This window comes from Mesopusillimonas faecipullorum (genome assembly GCF_020539505.1).
Lineage (GTDB): Bacteria > Pseudomonadota > Gammaproteobacteria > Burkholderiales > Burkholderiaceae_B > Mesopusillimonas > Mesopusillimonas faecipullorum.
On record NZ_JACDXW010000002.1, the window covers coordinates 325,268 to 343,665 of the forward strand.

An 18,398-nucleotide genomic window follows, 5' to 3' on the forward strand; every position below is an offset into this window, starting at 1 on the left:
CCAGAATTCGATACTGTCTGTGGCCTTAGCCCAAGGCCAATACTTAAACCGCAACCGTGCCGCGACAGGCTTGGCCCAGCCTATGCAGGGTTTTGTAGGCAAACAAGCGCGCATTAAGCGGGTGGCCGGCCAAGCGGCTTTGGCTGTTCAACCACTTGGCCGCATCAGCGGCGATACGGGCATCGGTGCGCCCTGCCAGCGCGGTCGTCACTTCGCCCAGGCTGGGAAAATACCGCACGGGCAAATTCAAAGTGGCAAACTGCAAATCAACGATAAAACGTTGCAAGGTGTCTAGCCAGATTTGTGTGGCTTGAGCCTCTAGCAACTGGGCCAGTTGCATATAGTCGGGTTCGTCCTCGGCATTGACTGCGTTTGCCCATTGTCGTAGCCAGGCCGGACACACATCATCCGATTCCTGCGAAAAAGCCAAGGCGTGCAAGGGCGCACCTCCGCGGGCGTCCAGCCAAGCTTCCGGCTGGGCGACCTGCCTGTCTTGCAGCCACTTCAAGGCTGATGTGCGATCGGGCACAGGCAAAGGCAGGCGGCGGCAGCGCGACACCAAAGTAGGCAGCAGCTTATCTGGCGCATCGGCCACGACAAGAAACAAGGTGTGCTCGGGGGGCTCTTCCAAGACCTTCAGCAAAGCGTTGGCCGAGATCATGTTCAGGGCCTCTGCTGGATACAGCACCGCCACTCGCCAGCCACCCCGGTGGGTAGCCGTGTTGAACCAGTCGTGTAAAGCACGCAGCTGTTCTACGCGTATATCTTTCGAGGCCGATTTACTGCGCGTGCTCTCCTGGCTGTCTTCAGCCGGTGTTTCGCCCTCTTGCTGTGCCACAGCGTCTGGCCTTATCAAGCGCAGATCGGGATGACTGCCTTTGGCGACCCAATGGCAAGCGGCACAGGCGCCGCAGGCCAAGCCCGCTTGAGGGGCTTCGCACAGCAAAGCGGCGGCAGCGGCCTTGGCAAATTCGCGCTTGCCTATGCCTGACATGCCGTGAATCAACCAAGCGTGTGAAAAGCGATTGCGGTCGCCCAGCCAAGCTTGGGCCAGGTCACGTTGCCAAGGCAGAAATTCGGGCATGCCGGCCAAGCTCATGGGCGATGCCCCTGCTGGCGCTGACGCCATTGACTCAGTAGCTCATCGGCCTGCGCCAGCAATTCGCTGCGCACGGCCTGAATCGACTGGGTGCCATCTAGCACCCTTAGGCGCTGAGGGTCGCCGGCGACCCGCTCATGGTAGGCCTGACGTGTTCTTTGAAAGAAATCGGCTTGTTCGCGCTCGAAGCGGTCCAGCGTCCGACTTTGCGCCAGGCGTTCGCGCGCCACCTCCAGGGGCACATCGAATATCCAGGTGCGATCGGGTTGCAGCTGGGGGTGTACCCAGTGCTCAAGCGCGGCCACGCGAGCACCGCCCAGTTGGCGCCCGCCGCCTTGATAGGCGTAGGTGGCATCGGTGAAGCGATCACACACGACCCAACTGCCGGCCCGCAAAGCGGGAAGTATCAATTGCTGTAAATGCTCGCAGCGCGCGGCAAACATCAGCAAGGTCTCTGTTTCCAGATGCATGGGCTCGGTCAGCAATAATTCGCGCAGTTTTTCGCCCAAGGGCGTGCCGCCCGGTTCACGCGTACTGACAACGTCCAAGCCTTGGGCGTGAAGATGGTCGACCAGCGCCTGTACGTGGGTGCTTTTCCCCGCGCCGTCCAAACCTTCCATGGTGATGAAACATCCGCGCGTGACGGCATCAAGTTGCATCATTGCCCTCTATTCAATATGTAGCGCGACACGGCGCGGTTGTGAGCCTGCAGGTTCTCGGAGAACTCGCTGGTGCCATCGCCTCGCGAAACAAAATACAAGTAGCGATGCGCTTCGGGGTGCAGCGTCGCCTGCAAGGCGGCCTTGCCGCTATTGGCGATAGGCGTTGGCGGTAGCCCGGCACGGGTGTAAGTATTCCACGGCGTGTCGGTGGTCAGGTCGCGTTTGCGTATACGCCCCTGGTAGGCCTCCCCCATACCGTAAATGACGGTGGGGTCGGTTTGCAAGAGCATGCCTCGCTTCAGGCGGTTGATGAACACGCCGGCCACCCGCTCACGGTCGGCGTCATGGCCGGTTTCTTTCTCGACGATGGAAGCCAGAATCATGGCTTCATAGGGGCTCTTGAGCGGCAAGTCGGGCTGGCGCTGTTCCCACATGGAATTCAACAAGGTTTGCTGCGCATGGTGAGCGCGGCGCAAAATATCGAAATCGGTAGTGCCCGGCGCAAAGACGTAGGTGTCGGGGTAAAACCACCCTTCCAGGCTGTCTTCGACGATACCCAAACGCTGACGCAAGGCTGCATCGTCTACGTCTTCCAGGGTTTGGCGCACGTCGGGATGTGCTCGCAGCGCCTCGCGTATGCGTTGATACGTCCAGCCTTCGACCAAGGTCAGGCGTCGCTGGGTGACGTCGCCACTGGCCATGCGTTCCAGCATGCGCCACAAAGAGTCACCTTGTACAACCTCGTAGCCCCCTGCCTTAAGCTGAGTGTCGAGCTTGCTGAGCCTGGCCACATAAACAAAGGCGTCTTCGTTAAGATCTATGCCGGCTTGGCGCATGGTGCGCGCCACTTGTCGCGGCGAACTACCGGGTTCGATCAGATAGTCGATACGTTCGGCCTGAAGCGCCACCGGTTGCTCGGTTACCCAATACCAGGCACCCGCTGAAACCGCTACCACAAGCACGATCAGGGCGGTCAAGCCCCACAGAAGAAAAGACAGGAATTTTTTCATGTAAGCCGCATATGCTGGGTGGCCAACAGTGTAGCGCAGGCCAGGCGCCTGTTCCGGGCTTTAAACCCGGCGTGACCGGTGCCGCCCGATGTCAACGCACTTAGGCTATCTCCCTGGCGCAAGGCGGGAATAGCCCCCTTATCACGGTCGCTGCCGTTATCATTGAGAGTGTTCATTGTAGTCTTGCGGCCTTCGTTAAAACGCAGGCCGCCTTATGTTTCAGGCTTAGGATCAACATGTTTACCCCAGCATTGCACGCACCCCTGGAAGAACTTGCTCTTATCGAGTTCACCGGCGCCGACGCCCTGAGTTTTTTACAGGGCCAACTCACCCAAGATATAGCCGGTTTGCCCTTCAAGCAAGCCAAGCCGGCCGGCTACTGCACAGCTAAAGGCAGGCTCTTGGCCACCATGGTTGTGTGGCGCAGCGAACGCCAAGCCGACACCTGCCGGGCTTTGGTGCGCGCCGACTTAGCCGATGCTCTGGTGAAGCGCCTAAGCATGTTTGTACTGCGCGCCAAAGTCCGCGTGCAACGTATGCCAAACCCGGTGTGGGGCCTAGGCCTGCCCGCTGCTCACGAAGCCGCGGCAAGCGAGGCTTGGGCCGTCAACGAAACCGAAGCCGGCGACTGGATACGTGCGCCCCAGGCTCCTGGCGGCGATACCGCCATTGCGCGTTGCTGGTTTATCGGTGATGTCTCCAAAATTGAGGCCGGCGATCTCAACACAGAATGGGCCGCCTACTGGCGTGCTCAAGACATCTGCGCCGGACTGCCTTGGGTACAAGCAGCCACCCAAGAGATGTTCATCCCCCAAACCCTGAATCTCGAATTGATAGACGGTGTCAGCTTCACCAAAGGCTGCTACCCCGGCCAAGAGGTTGTAGCACGCAGCCACTATCGAGGCACTATCAAGCGTCGTATGGCGGCGGGGATTTGCTCACTGCCATCCGCAGCCAGTGCGGAAAACAGCTCAGATTACGCAGCCGGTACCGATGTTTTCGATGCCCAGCATCCCGATGCCCCGTGGGGCCGCGTCGTCAATCTGCAAAAGGTAGGCGATCAAGCCTGGCTCTTGTTTGAAGCGCAACTGGCCGATCTGGAACAAGCTCAGCTGCACCTGGGTAGCGCTCAGGGGCCGGCCATTCAGCTGATCCAACTGCCCTATTCCATCGCTGCCAATTAAAGCAAACGCATCCGTCTGCGCTTTTTTAACGGCCCCAAAAAGTTGAACCCTGTTCAAGCTTTGCGGGGCCTGTTGCATTTAAAGCGCCGCTTTATAGTTGCTGATCTCGCGCAGGTCTGCCAGTGGGTGCGCTTCAGTGTCGGGCCAAGACGGTTCAAACATATGGCGCGCCCAATCGGCACTGGCACGGGCAATGCTTTGGGGTTGCCAGCGAGGCTTGCCGTCTTTGTCTACCAGCAAGGCGCGCACGCCTTCCATAAAATCACCCATGCCTATGCATTGCAAAGCCACGGTGTATTCCATCTGAAAAACGCTGGCCAACGATAGGCCTTTGGCGGCCCGTTGCAAGGTAAACGCCAGCCTGGCCGAGCCCGGCGAACCACGCGTGAAGGTATCTGCCGCCTTGGCCAAGAACGGATCGGGATGATTTTGCCACGAAGCAATGGCAGCGCAGATGGCGTCAAAATCGGGGCCATCACATTGCTCGCCCAGAAAAGCATGATGACGCTGCATAGGGCCAATGCCCAAGGCGTCTCGTCGACTGCCCCGCAGAATTTGATGCAAGCGCACGTCGTTTTCTTCGCGCGCGTCTGTCCAAGAGCTGCTTTGCAAAGCGTTTAGCAGTTCGGGCCAGGCCTGCGAGGGCAGATAGTAATCCGCCAACCCAAGGTAACGGCAGTCCGGTGCCCCCAACTGGGCACCGGTCAGGGCCAGAAACATACCTAAGCCCGCAGGCAAACGCTCAAGCATCCAGCTGCCCCCGACATCGGGGAACATGCCTATCTTGATTTCCGGCATGGCAAAACGCGTGGTTTCGGTCACGATGCGATGACTGGCGCCCAGCATCAAACCTACGCCACCGCCCATGACGATGCCGCTGGCCCAACAAAGCACAGGCTTGGCATAGGTATGGATGCTGTAGTCCAGCCGGTACTCGACGGCAAAGAACTCGCGCGCATAAACGTTGTCCCAAGGGCGCCCACTGATATTTTGCTGTACCGACCGATAGAGACTGTGCAGATCGCCGCCGGCGCAAAACGCTTTACCGCCCTCGCCGCGCAACACCACTAATGCAATCGAATCATCAAGCTCCCAGCGGCGCAGCTGCTCGGTCAGCAGATGGCACATTTCCAGCGATAAGCCGTTAAGCAACTTGGGGCGGTTCAGCGTCGCAATAGCAATTTTCTTGCGCGCGTGGGTGGGGAGTTCTTCAAAGACAACTGAGGCGTTCATGAGGAGAAATCAGGGCCTTGCCCGCTTTACATTGCGGACGGTGGCGGCCTGGCGTTGAGCCAGCCTGTGGGCCGCGCGACGGCGGCGGGATTCTTTGGGGTCGAAACGCAGCGGACGGTAAAGTTCGATGCGATCGCCATCGGATAAAGTTTCGTCGGCCTGAACCGGCCTTCCGAAGATACCTAGCGCCAAGGCTTGACCGGCAAGCTCGGGAAAAACCTGGAATACCCCGCTGGCCTGCAGCGCCTGTTGAACGGTGGCACCCGGGTTCAGCTTTACGTTTTGACGCCAGATACGGTCTGGCCATGCCCTGATGACTTCTACGTGCAGGCCAGCCTGCACCCAAGCAGATACCGACATACTAGCCACCGTAGCACGTTTGGGCGCGCTGGGTGAAAGAGTCAATGAAACTGCTGGCGATGCGGTTGAAGACGGGTCCCACTACCATTTCCAGAGCACGGTTCGAAAAGGCGTACTCCATAGTGTATATGACTTTACAGGCGTCGGGCGCCAGCGCCTTGAACTCCCAAACACCGCTCAGTTGCGAGAACGGGCCGTCTACCAGCTCGATGGAGATGCGATCGGGATACTGGTGCACATTGCGCGTGGTGAAGGTTTGACGTACGCCCGCAAACACAATGGTGACGGAAGCCTGCATGCCGTGTTCGTCGCGGCTGTGCACTTGCGCACCACCACACCAAGGCATGAATTCAGGATAGCTGCCCACGTCGGCCACAAGGTCGAACATCTGCGCGTTGCTGTACGGAACGAGAACGGAGCGTTGAATGGTATGCATCGACTGCCATAAATGGATAGAATGATGTGATTTTACCTTCCTGGCACAAATGAGCATCGTAGACAATCGCAGAGCCACTCATGACTACTTCATAGAAGACCGCTATGAGGCCGGAGTTGTGCTCGAAGGCTGGGAAGTCAAGGCCATACGCGCCGGGCACGTACAGATTAAAGAAAGTTACATCATTGTGCGTGATGGCGCCATCTGGGTAGTGGGTATGCACATCAGCCCCCTGCCCACGGCCTCTACCCATATATCGCCCGAATCCACGCGCACCCGCAAGCTGTTGCTGCACAAAGAAGAAATCAACAAGCTTATCGGTAAGGTCGAGCAACGCGGCTACACCCTGGTGCCGTTGAATCTGCATTACAAAAATGGCCGCATCAAAATGGATTTCGGCCTGGGACGCGGTAAAAAACTGCACGACAAACGCGACACTTCGCGCGACAAAGACTGGCAGCGCGAAAAAGAGCGCTTGCTCAAACACGACACCCGCAACCGCAAAGACTAAGCTCACGCGGTTTGCATCGCCCTTTTCCGCCTGGCTTGTTCACGGGCTGGGCATGCCTTGCGCAAGGAGCCTCCGATGTCTGTTTCACCGCTTATCTCCGCTGAACAATTACAAGACTTGTTGCGCCAGCCTTCTCTACATGTGCTGCTCATCGACTGTCGCTATGTCTTAACCGATCCGGCTGCCGGCGCTCAGGCCTACGCCCAAGGGCATATTCTTGGTGCGGTGTATGCTGACCTTGGCGAGATATTGAGCGGACCGGCGAATCAGACAGGTTTGGGAGGGCGACATCCTCTGCCTGACCCTCAGCGCTTCGCCAAAGACATGGCCGCTTTGGGAGTATCCCAATCTACTTTGGTCGTCGCTTACGACACCGGCGAATCAGTTTTCGCGTCGCGTCTGTGGTGGTTGATGCGCTGGATAGGCCATGAAGCCGTGTGCGTGCTCGACGGCGGTTTGCAGGCTTGGTTGAAGGCAGGTGGCGAACTCTCAAGCCAAACGCCCCAGCCTACCCCTGGCGCTCTGTCTGTACACCAACCCAGCCGACCTACAGTGGGCTTTGAGCAAGTTTTGGGTAACGTTTCTGACAGCAAACTGCAAGTGCTAGACGCACGCAGCCCCGATAGGTTTCGAGGCGAGAACGAGACCATGGACCCGGTGGGTGGGCATATCCCTGGCGCGCTTAATCGGCACTATAAAGATAACCTGGACGCAGACGGTCGCTTCAAGACCCCATCCCAATTGCGAGCCGAGTTCCAAGCGCTGCTAGGCGATAGGCCAGCCCATCAGCTGGTGCACCAATGTGGCTCGGGCGTCAGCGCTTGCCATAACCTCTTAGCCATGGAAGTCGCCGGCTTGTACGGCAGCGCACTCTATCCTGGGTCGTGGAGCGAATGGTGCAGACAGCCCGGTGCGCCTATTGAGGGATCTTGAGTAGGTGCTGTAGGTGTTGAGTGTTTATGTGTATGAGGCTGGCTTGAGCTGACAAAAGTTGTTGGGCGGGGAACGGCCAGAAGCGGCCATTGGATAGGCTGATCTAAAGCCACCAAGGCGAAGTGCTCGGAGCATGCTGGATGCATGCAGCAGCGGTCTCCATTCGCGAGATCTGAATTTAGTTTATCCGTGCAGTGATGAACGCACCCAAATAAAGCGGACACACAAATTCATTACCGATGTTGCACTGTAGCCAAAGTATTCCCCTTTGAACCTCAAATACGTTCGGATGCAAAGTGTTAGGAGGAGCGTTTTGATCACCGAAAAAAGGAAGCTGCGTGTCTATCTCGATAGTGCGGATTATTCGAACCTATCCAACCCACGCAGCCCTCCACATATACATGACAAGCGGAGGGCGCTACAAACCCTTTCAGACGACGGGCATGTAGAGTTTTGGTACTCAGGCGCGCACCTTAGTGAGATGGCACCGTTAGAATGGGAGCACTCCACGATGGCGGAAGAACGTGCTGCTTGTCTCTCCGATCTATGCGGACGCCACGCTCTCATTTCTATCGACAAGTTGCTCAGACATGAATACGGATGTCTAGCCAAAGAGCATCACACAATCGATCCAATTCTCTCGTACGTTGGAGATTGGTTCCCTGAACTCGGTGATCTCATGCCGTCGAACCCATGGGCAGAGGCTGTTCAGCATGCCACGGACGTGATGAAAGGGCACGGACTGAATAGACTGGCCCTTTATACGCGCAGCAATGACTTTGAAGAGATAAGTGGCTTGCTGATGCGCGACTTGCGCTCGGGCAGGCAAGAAAGCGGGTTCTGCGCCCTCTTTGCCCTCTTCCACCCATGGCGTATGGGCACAATCGCCCAAGGCGTAAACATGGGCATCCTCGGTGCGCAGCTTGTCATCCACTTCTAGTTGATTCAGCCGATTCACGGCCAGGCCTAACTGCGCAAGAAACTTGGGTGCTTCGATACCCGCTGCCCAAACGCATAGCTGCGCGGGGTAAAAAAGGTCTTGGGTGTCATACAAGCCTTCAGATGTCACGCGAGCGACTCGCACCGAGGTTTCCACCCTTACCCCACGCTCTTGCAAAAGCTCACGCGCCGTTTGGGAAAGCTTCTCAGGCAAAGCCGGTAGCAGCCTAGGGCCGCCTTCCAGCAGCGTCACCAAAACATCCTCCAACGGCTTGATGTTTTCTAAGCCGTAGAAAGACATGCCTAGACGCGCTTCCAGCAGTTCAGCCGCCAACTCGACACCGGTGGCACCGCCGCCAACGATGGCAATGTTCAGCTTGGCTTTGGGCTGTTGGGGCTTGAGCTCGTTAAGCAGAACCAGCTCGCGCATCAGCTGCAGACGGAAGTTCTCGGCCTGAGCCGTTGAGTCTAGCGCTATGGCTTGCTGTGCTGCCCCTGGCGTATTGAAGAAATTAGATTTGCTGCCTACTTCAACAACCAAGGTGTCGTAGGGCACCGTGCGAGACGGAACGATTTCCTGGCCCTAGGCATCAAGAATGGGATTGAGGTGGATGGTTCGCTCGTTCCTGTCTATATGTACGACTTCGCCCAGCATAAAGCTGAAACGCCTGTCGCGAGCGAGCAAAAAGTAAGAAAGCCCCTCGCGGTGAATATCCAGGGTGCCAGCGGCTACCTCGTGCAAGGACGGTTTCCAGATGTGCTCGGCATTGCGGTCTATCAGCAACACGTGTTCTGGGCCAAACTGCCGGCCTAGCTTGGCTGCCAGTTCTAAACCCCCCGCACCGCCGCCCAAAATAACAACGCGGTGAACCGTTGATGTCTGCTTATCCTGAGCTTGCATCGTGCCGTCCTGATTGGGGAAAACCATTATTCATGATAAACCATGGCGACGGAAAATGCGTTCCCAGCCCAGTTGTCACGAATCCACATATAGGTAGTTCAACTGAATACCAGCGCGCATAAAGATACTATATTTTGATACTATAACCAGGAAATGAATCGCCCTCATCCATCGCCTGACATGGACAAAGGAACGGTGGCTTCTCTCAGAAAATGGCTGGAAGAAAACGGAGTGAAACCATGAAGAACGTGATGACCATTAACGGAATCCAAGCTGTCATCAACTACGACCCCGAGATCGAAATGTTCCGGGGTGAGTTCGTTGGCCTAAATGGCAGCGCCGATTTCTATGCTTCCGACGTAGCCGGCTTGCAGCGCGAGGGGCTGGCCTCGCTCACGGTTTTTCTAGATGAGTGCACTAAGCGCGGTATTGAGCCACGCAAAAAATTCTCTGGCAAGTTCGTCCTGCGTATTTCCCCAGATGTACATGAATCCGCCTCTATCGCAGCGGCTGCTAGCGGAGAAAGCTTGAACCAGTGGGTGTCCCAAGTTATCAAAGAAGCTACTTACGCCTAAGTCAGCGAACTGTGTGCACATGCCCACAACAGATGCGAACTTACGCGACGTTGCGTGCTTACATTCAACCCTCGGCTATGTCAGCCCAGTACAATTCGAAAGGTTTAAACGGGCTTTCCATGGAAGTCAGGCAGCGACCGTAATGCCTGGCGCGTGCTCGCGACGGGCTGGCTGCACCACGATTTCCACATGCTGATCCAGCGACACCAGCGCCTGCATCAAGCGCTCCAGCGAAATGTTCTGGAGCTTGTAGCGGCGAACCTGGGACACCTTGGGCTGGGTCATGCCGGTGATGTGGGCGGCTTCGGTCTGGCTCAGCTCGCGCTGGTCAATTAGCTCGTTGAGTTTGAGCGCGAGCGCGGCCTTCGCCGACAATTCTTCCGCATCGTCGAAGCCGAGATCCAGCAACACGTTGTCGGTGCCTTGAGGGGTATCTTTGCGACTCATCATGTTCTCCTGTTCGCTGCGTAGCGGGCGAGCACTGCCTTCAACCGCTTCTCGATCAACTCCACATCCGGCTGCGGCGTAGCGATGCCGGACTTGGACTTCTTCTGGAACACATGCAGCACATGCACCACGTCCCCGATCTTCACTGTATAAACCGCACGGAAGGTGTCGCCCCGATGGTCTTCCACCAATTCGTACACCCCAGAACCAAGTCCTTTCCAGGGCTTGGCCGAGTCCGGCGTGCCGCCCAACTGGACGACGAACAATGACACGCCCATGTCCTTCTGCACGGAGACGGGAAACTCCTTGAAGTCCTTCTTCGATGAGCCTTCCCAGTACAGGAGCTTGCGTTTCTCTGTCATGATTATATCCGTTCGGGTATAGATGGCAAGCGCCTGAATTGTCGCGACAACGTTGCGACAACTGGACCGGCAGGATCGCCACAAGTTCGGCCGCATCCCGCACGGGCTTGTCTTCGGTATGAACATAATGCATAAACATCGCCACGGTCTTGTGGCCTGTGAACTTCTTGTCCACCTTGATTAGCACGCCAGCGCCCTTGAGCACACGCGTCCAGACCACGCGGCGCTTCTCCAGATCAATCCAATCCCATATGAGTGGGCAGATTTCGGAACGGTGGGCACAAAAAAACCGCGTACAAAGACGCGGCGTATAAGCTTTCAAGTACCGGTTCGGTAAAAACCAAACCGGTACTGGCATAAGGCTTATTTCTTCAGTGCTGCAACACGCTGCCAGGTATCAACGACCGTGTCAGGGTTAAGCGACATGGACAAAATACCTTTGCTGACCAGCCACTCGGCCAGGTCGGGGTGATCGCTGGGGCCTTGGCCGCAAATACCGACGTACTTGCCTGCTTTCAGGCAAGCCTGAATCGCGCGCTCAAGCATGAACTTGACGGCTTCGTCGCGTTCGTCAAAGTCGGCAGCCAGCAGTTCCATACCCGAGTCACGGTCCAGACCCAGCGTCAGCTGTGTCATGTCGTTGGAACCAATGGAGAAACCATCGAAATATTCGAGGAACTGATCGGCCAGAATGGCGTTGGAAGGCACTTCGCACATCATGATCAAGCGCAGGCCGTTATCGCCACGCGCCAAGCCGTGACGTGCCAACAGGTCCACGACGCGGCTGGCTTGAGAAGTGGTGCGCACGAATGGCACCATGATCTCGACGTTGGTCAGGCCCATGGTGTCGCGCACCTTCTTGAGGGCTTCGCATTCCATGCGGAAGCACTCTTCGTATTCGTCGGCGATATAACGCGAAGCGCCGCGGAAACCCAGCATTGGGTTTTCTTCCTCGGGCTCGTAGCGCGAACCACCCACCAGTTTGCGGTACTCGTTCGACTTGAAGTCGGACATGCGAACGATGACGGGCTTGGGATAGAAGGCTGCGGCAATGGTCGCCACGCCTTCGGCCAGTTTTTCGACAAAGAAGGCACGTGGGCTGGCGTAGCCGCGTGCAGCCGATTCCACAGCGTTCTTGAGCTCGGCATCGACGTTGGGATAGTCGAGCACAGCCTTGGGGTGAACGTTGATGTTGTTGTTGATGATGAACTCGAGACGAGCAAGACCCACACCAGCGTTAGGAATCTGCGAGAAGTCGAAGGCCAGCTGGGGATTGCCGACGTTCATCATGATCTTGACGCCGATTTCGGGCATTTCGCCCCAGCGCACTTCTTCGACCTCGGTTTCGATCAGGCCGTCGTAAATGCGGCCTTCGTCGCCTTCGGCGCACGAAACGGTGACTTCTTGGCCGTCTTTCAGCAGATCGGTGGCGTCGCCGCAGCCGACCACAGCGGGGATGCCCAATTCACGCGCAATAATAGCGGCGTGGCAAGTACGACCGCCACGGTTGGTGACGATGGCCGAAGCCAGCTTCATGACGGGTTCCCAGTTGGGGTCGGTCATGTCGGTGACCAGAATATCGCCGGCCTTGACCTGGTCCATTTGAGAAATATCGCCCACCAGTCGCACTTGACCGGAACCGATTTTCTGACCGATAGCACGACCGGTAACCACCACTTCGCCGGTGGCCTTCAGGCGATAGCGCTCTTGCACGTCGCGGTTAACCTGCTGCGACTTAACGGTTTCGGGGCGAGCTTGCAGAATGTACAGCTTGCCGTCTATGCCGTCGCGGCCCCACTCGATGTCCATGGGACGCTGGTAGTGCTTTTCGATGATGACGGCATAGCGTGCCAACTCGATGACTTCTTCGTCGGTGAGCGAGTAGCGATTACGCTCGGAGACGGGAACGTCTACGGTTTGAACGGCATGGCCGGTGCTGCGGGATTCGTCGAACTCCATCTTGATCAGCTTGGAGCCAATGCGGCGGCTGATGATGGGATAGTTGCCGGCGGCCAGCGCGGGCTTGAAAACATAGAATTCGTCAGGGTTGACGGCGCCTTGCACCACGGTTTCGCCCAGGCCATACGACGAAGTGATGAACACCACGTCTTCGAAGCCGGATTCGGTATCGATGGTGAACATGACACCGGCGCTGCCTTTGTCGGAACGCACCATGCGCTGCACACCGGCAGACAGAGCCACGTCGGCGTGGGCAAAGCCTTTATGTACGCGATAAGAGATGGCGCGATCGTTATACAGCGAGGCAAACACCTGGTGCATTTTTTCGAGCACTTCGTCTATGCCCACGACGTTCAGGAAGGTTTCCTGTTGGCCGGCAAACGAAGCGTCGGGCAAGTCTTCGGCGGTAGCTGAAGAACGCACGGCAAAAGAGCCTTTACCGTCGGCGTCGAGCTTGGCGAAGGCCGCACGGATTTGCTGTTCGAGTTCGGCGGGGAAAGGCGTTTCCAGCATCCACTGGCGGATCTGCGAACCGGCCTCGGCCAATGCGCGCACATCGCTAGGGTCCAGGGTAGAGAGACGGTCGGCAATGCGTTTGTCGAGACCGCTGGTACTGAGGAAGATACGGAAGGCCTCGGCCGTGGTGGCAAAACCGCCAGGCACGCGCACACCGGCATCGGAAAGCTGGCTGATCATTTCGCCCAGCGAGGCGTTTTTGCCCCCTACCGAGTCAACGTCCGTCATGCGGAGCTGCTCGAAAGAAATTACGTAAGACATGAAGTCACCCTGAATCAAATAAAAAAGCTTGTTTGTTCAAGGCATAGCCCGCTTAGGGGGAAGAGGTAAAAATTACCCTACAATCTATGCACTGAACGAACCAGCTTTTTGTGACGCTTTTAAGGTGTTGCCTGCGACACTGTCATGCCAGCCCTATTGGGCAAAATCTGGATTGTACCGTTTTTCCTTCACTTTTTCGTTGCTGGATTTTTCATGACTGAATCCCACAGTGCCCGTACCGTATTCATCGTTTCGGATGGCACAGGCATCACTGCAGAAACCTTCAGCCATGCGGTGCTGTCGCAGTTCGAACAGGTCAGCTTCACCCCTGTTCGCATCCCCTTCATAGATGGCGCCGAAAAAGCCGCCGAAGCGGTGCGCCGCATCAATCGCTGCGCCGACGAAGAAAAGCAGCCGCCCTTGGTATTTAGCACGTTGGTCAATCCCGAAGTCGCTTTTGTCGTGCGGCAAGCCAACTGTTCTTTCCTCGACCTATTCGGCACTTTCATTCGGCCCCTGGAAGAAGCCCTGGGCTTGAAATCCAGCCATTCCGTGGGGCGTTCGCATATGGGGGGGCTGGGCGCCCAATATCAAAAACGCATCGAAGCCATCAACTTTACGCTCGCCCACGACGATGGCCAGTACGTGCGCGGCCTGGAACAAGCCGAAGTCATTCTCATAGGGGTCTCGCGCTGCGGCAAAACCCCTACCAGTCTGTATCTGGCCATGCAGTATGCCGTCAAAGCCGCCAACTTCCCCCTGATACCCGAAGACTTCGAACGAGGCACCCTGCCGGCCACGCTGGCCCCTTATCGCAAGAAACTGTTCGGGCTCTCCATAGACCCCAAACGCCTGTCCGAAGTCCGTACTCAGCGTCGTCCCGACAGCAAGTACGCCACTTTAGAACAATGTGTTTACGAAGTCGCCAAGGCCGAACGCATGATGCGCATAGAGGGGGTGCCCTGCCTTTCGACCACGGCACGCTCTATTGAAGAGATTTCCACTAAGGTTCTGGAAGAAATCGGCCTGAACCGCAGCAGTTACTAAGGCGTTAACGTTACGCTTTTGCCAGGGGCGCCCTGTAAAAACCTTCAGGGCGCCTTTTACAAAACTTAACCGTTTTGCCGTTTCTGCTCGAACAGGCAAATGCCCGCCGCAACGGTAACATTCAACGATTCAACCCCTGCCGCTTGGGGAATAAATACACGCCTATCCGCACGGCTGAGCAAATCGGCGTGCACACCCTGCCCTTCATTGCCAAACACCCAGGCGCAAGCGCTGGGCAAAGCCGCATCGTAAAGGCTGGTGGCGTGTTCCAGGCTCGTCGCCAGCAAAGGCACTTGCAGGCGGCTGCACAAGGCTTTCAGGTCTGTTTTTTCGAAAACATGCAAAGCAAAATGGGCACCTTGAGCCGCGCGCAGCACTTTGGGCGACCAAGCATCGGCGCAGCCTTGCGAGGCGTAAACCTCTTGCACGCCAGCCGCCGCAGCCGTGCGCAGCAAAGTGCCCATATTGCCCGGGTCTTGGATTCTGTCCAGCCACAGACTGTTTGAAACCAGGCTCTCGGGCACAACAGGCGCCTGGACACTCACCCGAAAGAACACGCCCTGCGGTGCTTTCACTTGCGCCAAGCTTTTGACCAAGGGCGGTGCAAAGGCCAGCATAGGTACGCCGGCCAAGCCATCACACAAGGCCTGCAGTTCTGGCAGCTGCTCTAAGCGTTCGGCATCAAACACGACCAGCTCAGGCTGGCCTCGATGGCGCAGCCATTCCTGGCATAAATGTATGCCTTCCAGCAGCACCTGCCCGTCATCGCCCTTGCCTTGCGACAAGCGCAGCAGCTCGCGATACGTGGGATTATGAGAAGACTGGATGAGCTTCATGGCGGTAGCGAATCTGTATAAGCCGGGGTGGGCGCAAGCAATTCAGTCGGTGGCGCTGACCAGCAACTGCCTTACCGGCGCAAAACTGCGGCGATGCGCTGGGCATGGGCCATGCTCACGCAGCAAACGTAAATGCAAGGCGGTGCCATAGCCTTTATGCGCATCGAAGGCATACTGCGGATACTGCTCGTGCAAGCTCATGCAGTCGGCATCGCGGGCAGTTTTGGCCAATATGGAAGCTGCCGAGATAGCCTGCACCAGGCTGTCGCCTTTGACTATGGCTTGCCCTGGCCCCGGCAAGCCCTTGGGCAGCCGATTACCGTCTACCAAGTATTGGCTTGCCCGCACCGACAAACCCTCGCAGGCGCGGCGCATCGCCAGCATGGTGGCTTGCAAAATATTCAGGGTGTCGATTTCTTCTACGCTGGCGCTGGCCACACACCATGCCCAAGCCTGATCGCGTATGACATGCGCTAAAGCTTCACGGCGTTCGGCTTTCAAGGTTTTCGAGTCGGCCAGGCCGATAATAGGCCGATCGGGATGCAAGATGACCGCAGCCGCATAAACCGGCCCTGCCAAAGGCCCACGGCCCGCTTCATCCACGCCCGCTATGCAGGCGTCTTCCTGAATACCCAAACCAAACAGATCAGCCTGCATGACGCGCCAGCTTAAGAATGACCTCGGCTGCCAAACCGGGGGTATCACGCAATAAGGAGGCGTGCAATGCAGAAAAGCGTTGGTACAGGTCTTGGGCCAAAGCGGGGTCGGTCAGCGCTGTCCAGGTCGCCTCGGCCAGATTTTCGGGCGTCGCGTCTTCTTGCAAAAGCTCGGGAACGGCAAAATCGTTAAGCAGCACGTTGGGTAAACCCACCCAAGGAAGCAAGGGCTTTTCTTGGCCTGATTTCCATGCCATCAGACGACGCATCAAGGGGCTCAGCACGTACGAGATCACCATGGGTCGCTTGAAAAGTGCGGTTTCCAGGGTGGCAGTACCACTGGCCACCAAAACCGCGTCAGCAGCCTCCATGGCCTGCCAGGCGGCGGGATGCCCTGCTTCGCTATCCTGCTGCTGCAGCATATGCAGGTTTCGTATGGGAGTTTGCGCCAGCAGCTGAGCAAACTGCTCGCGGCGCTGGGCATTGACCATAGGCACCAAAATCTGCAAATCAGGGTCTTGAGCTTGCAGTATCTGCACGGCGCTTAGAAAACGCGGTGCCAACAAGGCTACCTCAGAGCGTCGGCTGCCGGGCAAGACGGCCAGCACGCGTGCACCGGCCGGCAGGCCCAGGCGTGTGCGAGCCCCCTCGCGATCGGGCTGCATGGGAATGTCTTGCGCCAACGGATGGCCGACATAAGTTACCGGTATGCCTTCTTTTTCGTAGATGGCTGTCTCGAAGGGAAACAGCACCAGCATGTGCGAAACCGCTTTGCGTATCGTGTGAATACGTTCGTAGCGCCAGGCCCAAATCGAAGGTCCGACAAAATGCACCGTAGGAACCCCTGCCGCCTTCAACTGCTGCTCTAGGCGCAGGTTGAAGTCGGGAGCATCTATGCCTACAAACACAGAAGGCGGCTGGCGTAGCCAGCGCGACTTTACATCGCCATAGGTACGAAGCAAGCTAGGCAAACGCTTGAGCGCATCGACATAGCCAAACACGGTCAAGGCATGCATGGGGTGCCAGCATTGCAAGCCTTGCTGCTGCATGGCGGGCCCGCCTATGCCTTCGCATTGAACATCGAGCATACCGTCCTGCAGGCCGCGCATAATACGCGAAGCCAGCAAATCACCAGAGGGCTCGCCCGCCACCATACCGATGCGACCGGCATTTGGGCCTAGGGTCATGCGCGCGCAATGCCTCGCGACGAGGCTTCAAGAAAATCAAGCAACACCTGAATGGCGTCGTGGGCGGCTGGGGTCGTTTGCTGCAGGCTGCGCATTTGCTCGGTTGCTTGTTGCGTGGAAAGCTTGCGCCGGTACAGCATTTTGTAGGCTTCTTTAAGCGCCGAGACAACTTCGGGCGTATAGCCACGGCGCCCCAGGCCTTCGGAATTGATACCTACAGGGCGGAAAGGATCGCCCGCCCCTATGACATAGGGTGGAATATCCTGGCGTATGGAACTGGTGCCGCCTATCATCGAATGAGCGCCTATGCGTACGAACTGATGCACAGCCGAGGAGCCGCCGATAATGGCCCAATCATCGATATGTATATGGCCCGCCAGCTGCACATTGTTGGCAATGATGGTGTGGTTGGCTACCTGGCAATCATGGGCGATATGCACATAAGCCATGATCCAGTTGTCGTTGCCCACACGCGTCACACCGACGTCTTGCACCGTACCGGTATTGATGGTGACGTACTCACGCACCATATTGCCGTCGCCAATTTCGAGGCGGGTAGGCTCGCCACCGTATTTTTTGTCTTGGGGCATGCCGCCTACAGAGCAAAAACGGTAAAACTGGTTGTTTTTGCCTATGCGGGTGTGGCCATCGATGACGCAATGAGGGCCGACTACCGTACCGCTCTCGATGGAAACATTAGGCCCCACGAGGCTATAAGGCCCTACCTGAACATCCGACGCAAGCTGCGCGCCGGGCGCAATAATGGCCGTGGGATGTATGCGAGACTCCATCAGTCCTCCAGGACACGGATGGCGCACATCAGCTTGGCCGATGCGACTTCCTGGCCATCAACCAGGGCGCGCGCGGAATACTTGCAAATGGCTTTGCTGATACGGTCAGCGGTGACTTCCAGGCGCAGTTGATCGCCCGGCACCACCGGACGGCGGAAACGCGCTTCGTCCACTCCCACCAGGTAATAAGCCAGTTTTTGGTCGGCAGCGTTGACTTGTTCGTTACCTTCGAACGAAAACAATGCCGCCGCCTGTGCCATGGCCTCGATGATGAGGACGCCGGGCATGACGGGATGGTGCGGAAAATGGCCCTCAAAAAAAGGCTCGTTTATCGTCACGTTCTTGATGGCGACGATGCTCTTGCCGGGTTCCATTTCAAGCACCTTGTCGACCAACAGCATCGGATAGCGATGCGGCAGTCGTGTCATGATCTCCTTGATGTCGAGCTTCATACCGTGGTTTTCCTGCTGGCGCCCAAGTTGGCGCCCAAATA

At 57.3% G+C, this 18,398-nt stretch carries 19 protein-coding genes and 2 pseudogenes; 5 read left to right on the plus strand and 16 right to left on the minus strand.

Annotated elements, in window-relative coordinates:
* Positions 1-43: 43 nt before the first annotated feature.
* Genes holB through mltG form a run of 3 tightly spaced genes read right to left on the minus strand, consistent with a single transcriptional unit; the run spans position 44 to position 2,771 of the window.
* Positions 44-1,099, minus strand: a complete 1,056-nt coding sequence (gene holB / locus H0484_RS04910; protein ID WP_226953331.1) for a DNA polymerase III subunit delta' — start codon at positions 1,097-1,099, stop codon at positions 44-46.
* Positions 1,096-1,719, minus strand: a complete 624-nt coding sequence (gene tmk, locus H0484_RS04915) for a dTMP kinase (protein ID WP_390624812.1) — start codon at positions 1,717-1,719, stop codon at positions 1,096-1,098. Before tmk ends, holB begins: the two co-directional genes overlap by 4 nt.
* Before the next feature lie 38 nt (positions 1,720-1,757).
* The gene (gene mltG / locus H0484_RS04920; RefSeq protein ID WP_226953332.1) at positions 1,758-2,771 is read right to left on the minus strand and encodes an endolytic transglycosylase MltG; all 1,014 of its coding nucleotides are present in this window, start codon (positions 2,769-2,771) and stop codon (positions 1,758-1,760) included.
* 236 nt (positions 2,772-3,007) lie between these two features.
* On the opposite strand from mltG, the gene ygfZ reads away from it, so the two are divergent.
* Positions 3,008-3,955, plus strand: a complete 948-nt coding sequence (gene ygfZ, locus H0484_RS04925; protein ID WP_226953333.1) for a CAF17-like 4Fe-4S cluster assembly/insertion protein YgfZ — start codon at positions 3,008-3,010, stop codon at positions 3,953-3,955.
* Positions 3,956-4,033: 78 nt separating this feature from the next.
* Here the strand turns inward: ygfZ and H0484_RS04930 are convergent, their stop codons facing one another.
* Genes H0484_RS04930 through H0484_RS04940 form a run of 3 tightly spaced genes read right to left on the minus strand, consistent with a single transcriptional unit; the run spans position 4,034 to position 5,984 of the window.
* Positions 4,034-5,188 carry an enoyl-CoA hydratase/isomerase family protein gene (locus tag H0484_RS04930; RefSeq protein WP_226953334.1) on the minus strand — a complete coding sequence of 385 codons (1,155 nt, stop codon included), beginning with the start codon at positions 5,186-5,188 and terminating at the stop codon, positions 4,034-4,036.
* Between the two features lie 9 nt (positions 5,189-5,197).
* Complete coding sequence (locus H0484_RS04935) at positions 5,198-5,548, minus strand: RnfH family protein (protein WP_226953335.1); 351 nt, start codon at positions 5,546-5,548, stop codon at positions 5,198-5,200.
* A gap of 1 nt (position 5,549) precedes the next feature.
* Positions 5,550-5,984, minus strand: coding sequence for a type II toxin-antitoxin system RatA family toxin (locus H0484_RS04940; protein ID WP_226953336.1), 435 nt, complete (start codon positions 5,982-5,984; stop codon positions 5,550-5,552).
* A gap of 49 nt (positions 5,985-6,033) precedes the next feature.
* On the opposite strand from H0484_RS04940, the gene smpB reads away from it, so the two are divergent.
* Positions 6,034-6,495: an SsrA-binding protein SmpB gene (smpB, locus tag H0484_RS04945; RefSeq protein ID WP_226953337.1), complete on the plus strand. Its 462-nt coding sequence runs from the start codon at positions 6,034-6,036 to the stop codon at positions 6,493-6,495.
* 75 nt (positions 6,496-6,570) lie between these two features.
* On the plus strand, positions 6,571-7,428 hold the full coding sequence (locus H0484_RS04950) for a sulfurtransferase (RefSeq protein ID WP_226953338.1): 858 nt from the start codon (positions 6,571-6,573) through the stop codon (positions 7,426-7,428).
* 604 nt (positions 7,429-8,032) lie between these two features.
* On the opposite strand, the pseudogene H0484_RS04955 reads toward H0484_RS04950, so the two are convergent.
* A pseudogene (locus tag H0484_RS04955) lies at positions 8,033-9,295 on the minus strand (NAD(P)/FAD-dependent oxidoreductase).
* A gap of 212 nt (positions 9,296-9,507) precedes the next feature.
* Here H0484_RS04955 and H0484_RS04960 point away from each other — a divergent pair.
* Positions 9,508-9,843, plus strand: a complete 336-nt coding sequence (locus H0484_RS04960) for a type II toxin-antitoxin system HicB family antitoxin (RefSeq protein ID WP_226953339.1) — start codon at positions 9,508-9,510, stop codon at positions 9,841-9,843.
* A gap of 126 nt (positions 9,844-9,969) precedes the next feature.
* Here the strand turns inward: H0484_RS04960 and H0484_RS04965 are convergent, their stop codons facing one another.
* The 4 genes and pseudogenes from H0484_RS04965 to ppsA all read right to left on the minus strand — a co-directional run bounded on the left by H0484_RS04965 (position 9,970) and on the right by ppsA (position 13,388).
* Positions 9,970-10,293 (minus strand): helix-turn-helix domain-containing protein, encoded by a 324-nt coding sequence (locus H0484_RS04965; protein WP_449288523.1) that lies wholly within the window; start codon positions 10,291-10,293, stop codon positions 9,970-9,972.
* Positions 10,290-10,652 (minus strand): type II toxin-antitoxin system RelE/ParE family toxin, encoded by a 363-nt coding sequence (locus H0484_RS04970; protein ID WP_226953716.1) that lies wholly within the window; start codon positions 10,650-10,652, stop codon positions 10,290-10,292. The genes H0484_RS04965 and H0484_RS04970 overlap by 4 nt, the downstream gene beginning before the upstream one ends.
* A 76-nt stretch (positions 10,653-10,728) precedes the next feature.
* A pseudogene (locus H0484_RS04975) lies at positions 10,729-10,938 on the minus strand (integrase); the annotation flags it as partial.
* Between the two features lie 77 nt (positions 10,939-11,015).
* Positions 11,016-13,388 (minus strand): phosphoenolpyruvate synthase, encoded by a 2,373-nt coding sequence (gene ppsA, locus H0484_RS04980; RefSeq protein WP_226953340.1) that lies wholly within the window; start codon positions 13,386-13,388, stop codon positions 11,016-11,018.
* Between the two features lie 213 nt (positions 13,389-13,601).
* On the opposite strand from ppsA, the gene ppsR reads away from it, so the two are divergent.
* Positions 13,602-14,435, plus strand: coding sequence for a posphoenolpyruvate synthetase regulatory kinase/phosphorylase PpsR (ppsR, locus tag H0484_RS04985; protein WP_226953341.1), 834 nt, complete (start codon positions 13,602-13,604; stop codon positions 14,433-14,435).
* A 65-nt stretch (positions 14,436-14,500) separates the two neighbouring features.
* Here the strand turns inward: ppsR and H0484_RS04990 are convergent, their stop codons facing one another.
* The 5 genes from H0484_RS04990 to fabZ are packed head-to-tail and all read right to left on the minus strand — an operon-like array spanning position 14,501 to position 18,357.
* On the minus strand, positions 14,501-15,271 hold the full coding sequence (locus H0484_RS04990; RefSeq protein WP_226953342.1) for a TrmH family RNA methyltransferase: 771 nt from the start codon (positions 15,269-15,271) through the stop codon (positions 14,501-14,503).
* A gap of 42 nt (positions 15,272-15,313) precedes the next feature.
* On the minus strand, positions 15,314-15,928 hold the full coding sequence (gene rnhB / locus H0484_RS04995; protein ID WP_226953343.1) for a ribonuclease HII: 615 nt from the start codon (positions 15,926-15,928) through the stop codon (positions 15,314-15,316).
* Positions 15,918-17,114, minus strand: a complete 1,197-nt coding sequence (lpxB, locus tag H0484_RS05000; RefSeq protein ID WP_226953344.1) for a lipid-A-disaccharide synthase — start codon at positions 17,112-17,114, stop codon at positions 15,918-15,920. The genes rnhB and lpxB overlap by 11 nt, the downstream gene beginning before the upstream one ends.
* Complete coding sequence (gene lpxA, locus H0484_RS05005) at positions 17,111-17,905, minus strand: acyl-ACP--UDP-N-acetylglucosamine O-acyltransferase (RefSeq protein ID WP_226953345.1); 795 nt, start codon at positions 17,903-17,905, stop codon at positions 17,111-17,113. The genes lpxB and lpxA overlap by 4 nt, the downstream gene beginning before the upstream one ends.
* Complete coding sequence (gene fabZ / locus H0484_RS05010; RefSeq protein WP_226953346.1) at positions 17,905-18,357, minus strand: 3-hydroxyacyl-ACP dehydratase FabZ; 453 nt, start codon at positions 18,355-18,357, stop codon at positions 17,905-17,907. Before fabZ ends, lpxA begins: the two co-directional genes overlap by 1 nt.
* Positions 18,358-18,398 lie beyond the last annotated feature (41 nt).

Excerpts from the sequence above, each read along its gene's own strand:
- holB (WP_226953331.1), bottom strand. The coding sequence starts at position 1,099 with ATGAGCTTGGCCGGCATGCCCGAATTTCTGCCTTGGCAACGTGACCTG.
- tmk (WP_390624812.1), bottom strand. The coding sequence starts at position 1,719 with ATGGAAGGTTTGGACGGCGCGGGGAAAAGCACCCACGTACAGGCGCTG.
- mltG (WP_226953332.1), bottom strand. The coding sequence starts at position 2,771 with ATGAAAAAATTCCTGTCTTTTCTTCTGTGGGGCTTGACCGCCCTGATC.
- ygfZ (WP_226953333.1), top strand. The coding sequence starts at position 3,008 with ATGTTTACCCCAGCATTGCACGCACCCCTGGAAGAACTTGCTCTTATC.
- H0484_RS04930 (WP_226953334.1), bottom strand. The coding sequence starts at position 5,188 with ATGAACGCCTCAGTTGTCTTTGAAGAACTCCCCACCCACGCGCGCAAG.
- H0484_RS04935 (WP_226953335.1), bottom strand. The coding sequence starts at position 5,548 with ATGTCGGTATCTGCTTGGGTGCAGGCTGGCCTGCACGTAGAAGTCATC.
- H0484_RS04940 (WP_226953336.1), bottom strand. The coding sequence starts at position 5,984 with ATGCATACCATTCAACGCTCCGTTCTCGTTCCGTACAGCAACGCGCAG.
- smpB (WP_226953337.1), top strand. The coding sequence starts at position 6,034 with ATGAGCATCGTAGACAATCGCAGAGCCACTCATGACTACTTCATAGAA.
- H0484_RS04950 (WP_226953338.1), top strand. The coding sequence starts at position 6,571 with ATGTCTGTTTCACCGCTTATCTCCGCTGAACAATTACAAGACTTGTTG.
- H0484_RS04960 (WP_226953339.1), top strand. The coding sequence starts at position 9,508 with ATGAAGAACGTGATGACCATTAACGGAATCCAAGCTGTCATCAACTAC.
- H0484_RS04965 (WP_449288523.1), bottom strand. The coding sequence starts at position 10,293 with ATGATGAGTCGCAAAGATACCCCTCAAGGCACCGACAACGTGTTGCTG.
- H0484_RS04970 (WP_226953716.1), bottom strand. The coding sequence starts at position 10,652 with ATGACAGAGAAACGCAAGCTCCTGTACTGGGAAGGCTCATCGAAGAAG.
- ppsA (WP_226953340.1), bottom strand. The coding sequence starts at position 13,388 with ATGTCTTACGTAATTTCTTTCGAGCAGCTCCGCATGACGGACGTTGAC.
- ppsR (WP_226953341.1), top strand. The coding sequence starts at position 13,602 with ATGACTGAATCCCACAGTGCCCGTACCGTATTCATCGTTTCGGATGGC.
- H0484_RS04990 (WP_226953342.1), bottom strand. The coding sequence starts at position 15,271 with ATGAAGCTCATCCAGTCTTCTCATAATCCCACGTATCGCGAGCTGCTG.
- rnhB (WP_226953343.1), bottom strand. The coding sequence starts at position 15,928 with ATGCAGGCTGATCTGTTTGGTTTGGGTATTCAGGAAGACGCCTGCATA.
- lpxB (WP_226953344.1), bottom strand. The coding sequence starts at position 17,114 with ATGACCCTAGGCCCAAATGCCGGTCGCATCGGTATGGTGGCGGGCGAG.
- lpxA (WP_226953345.1), bottom strand. The coding sequence starts at position 17,905 with ATGGAGTCTCGCATACATCCCACGGCCATTATTGCGCCCGGCGCGCAG.
- fabZ (WP_226953346.1), bottom strand. The coding sequence starts at position 18,357 with ATGAAGCTCGACATCAAGGAGATCATGACACGACTGCCGCATCGCTAT.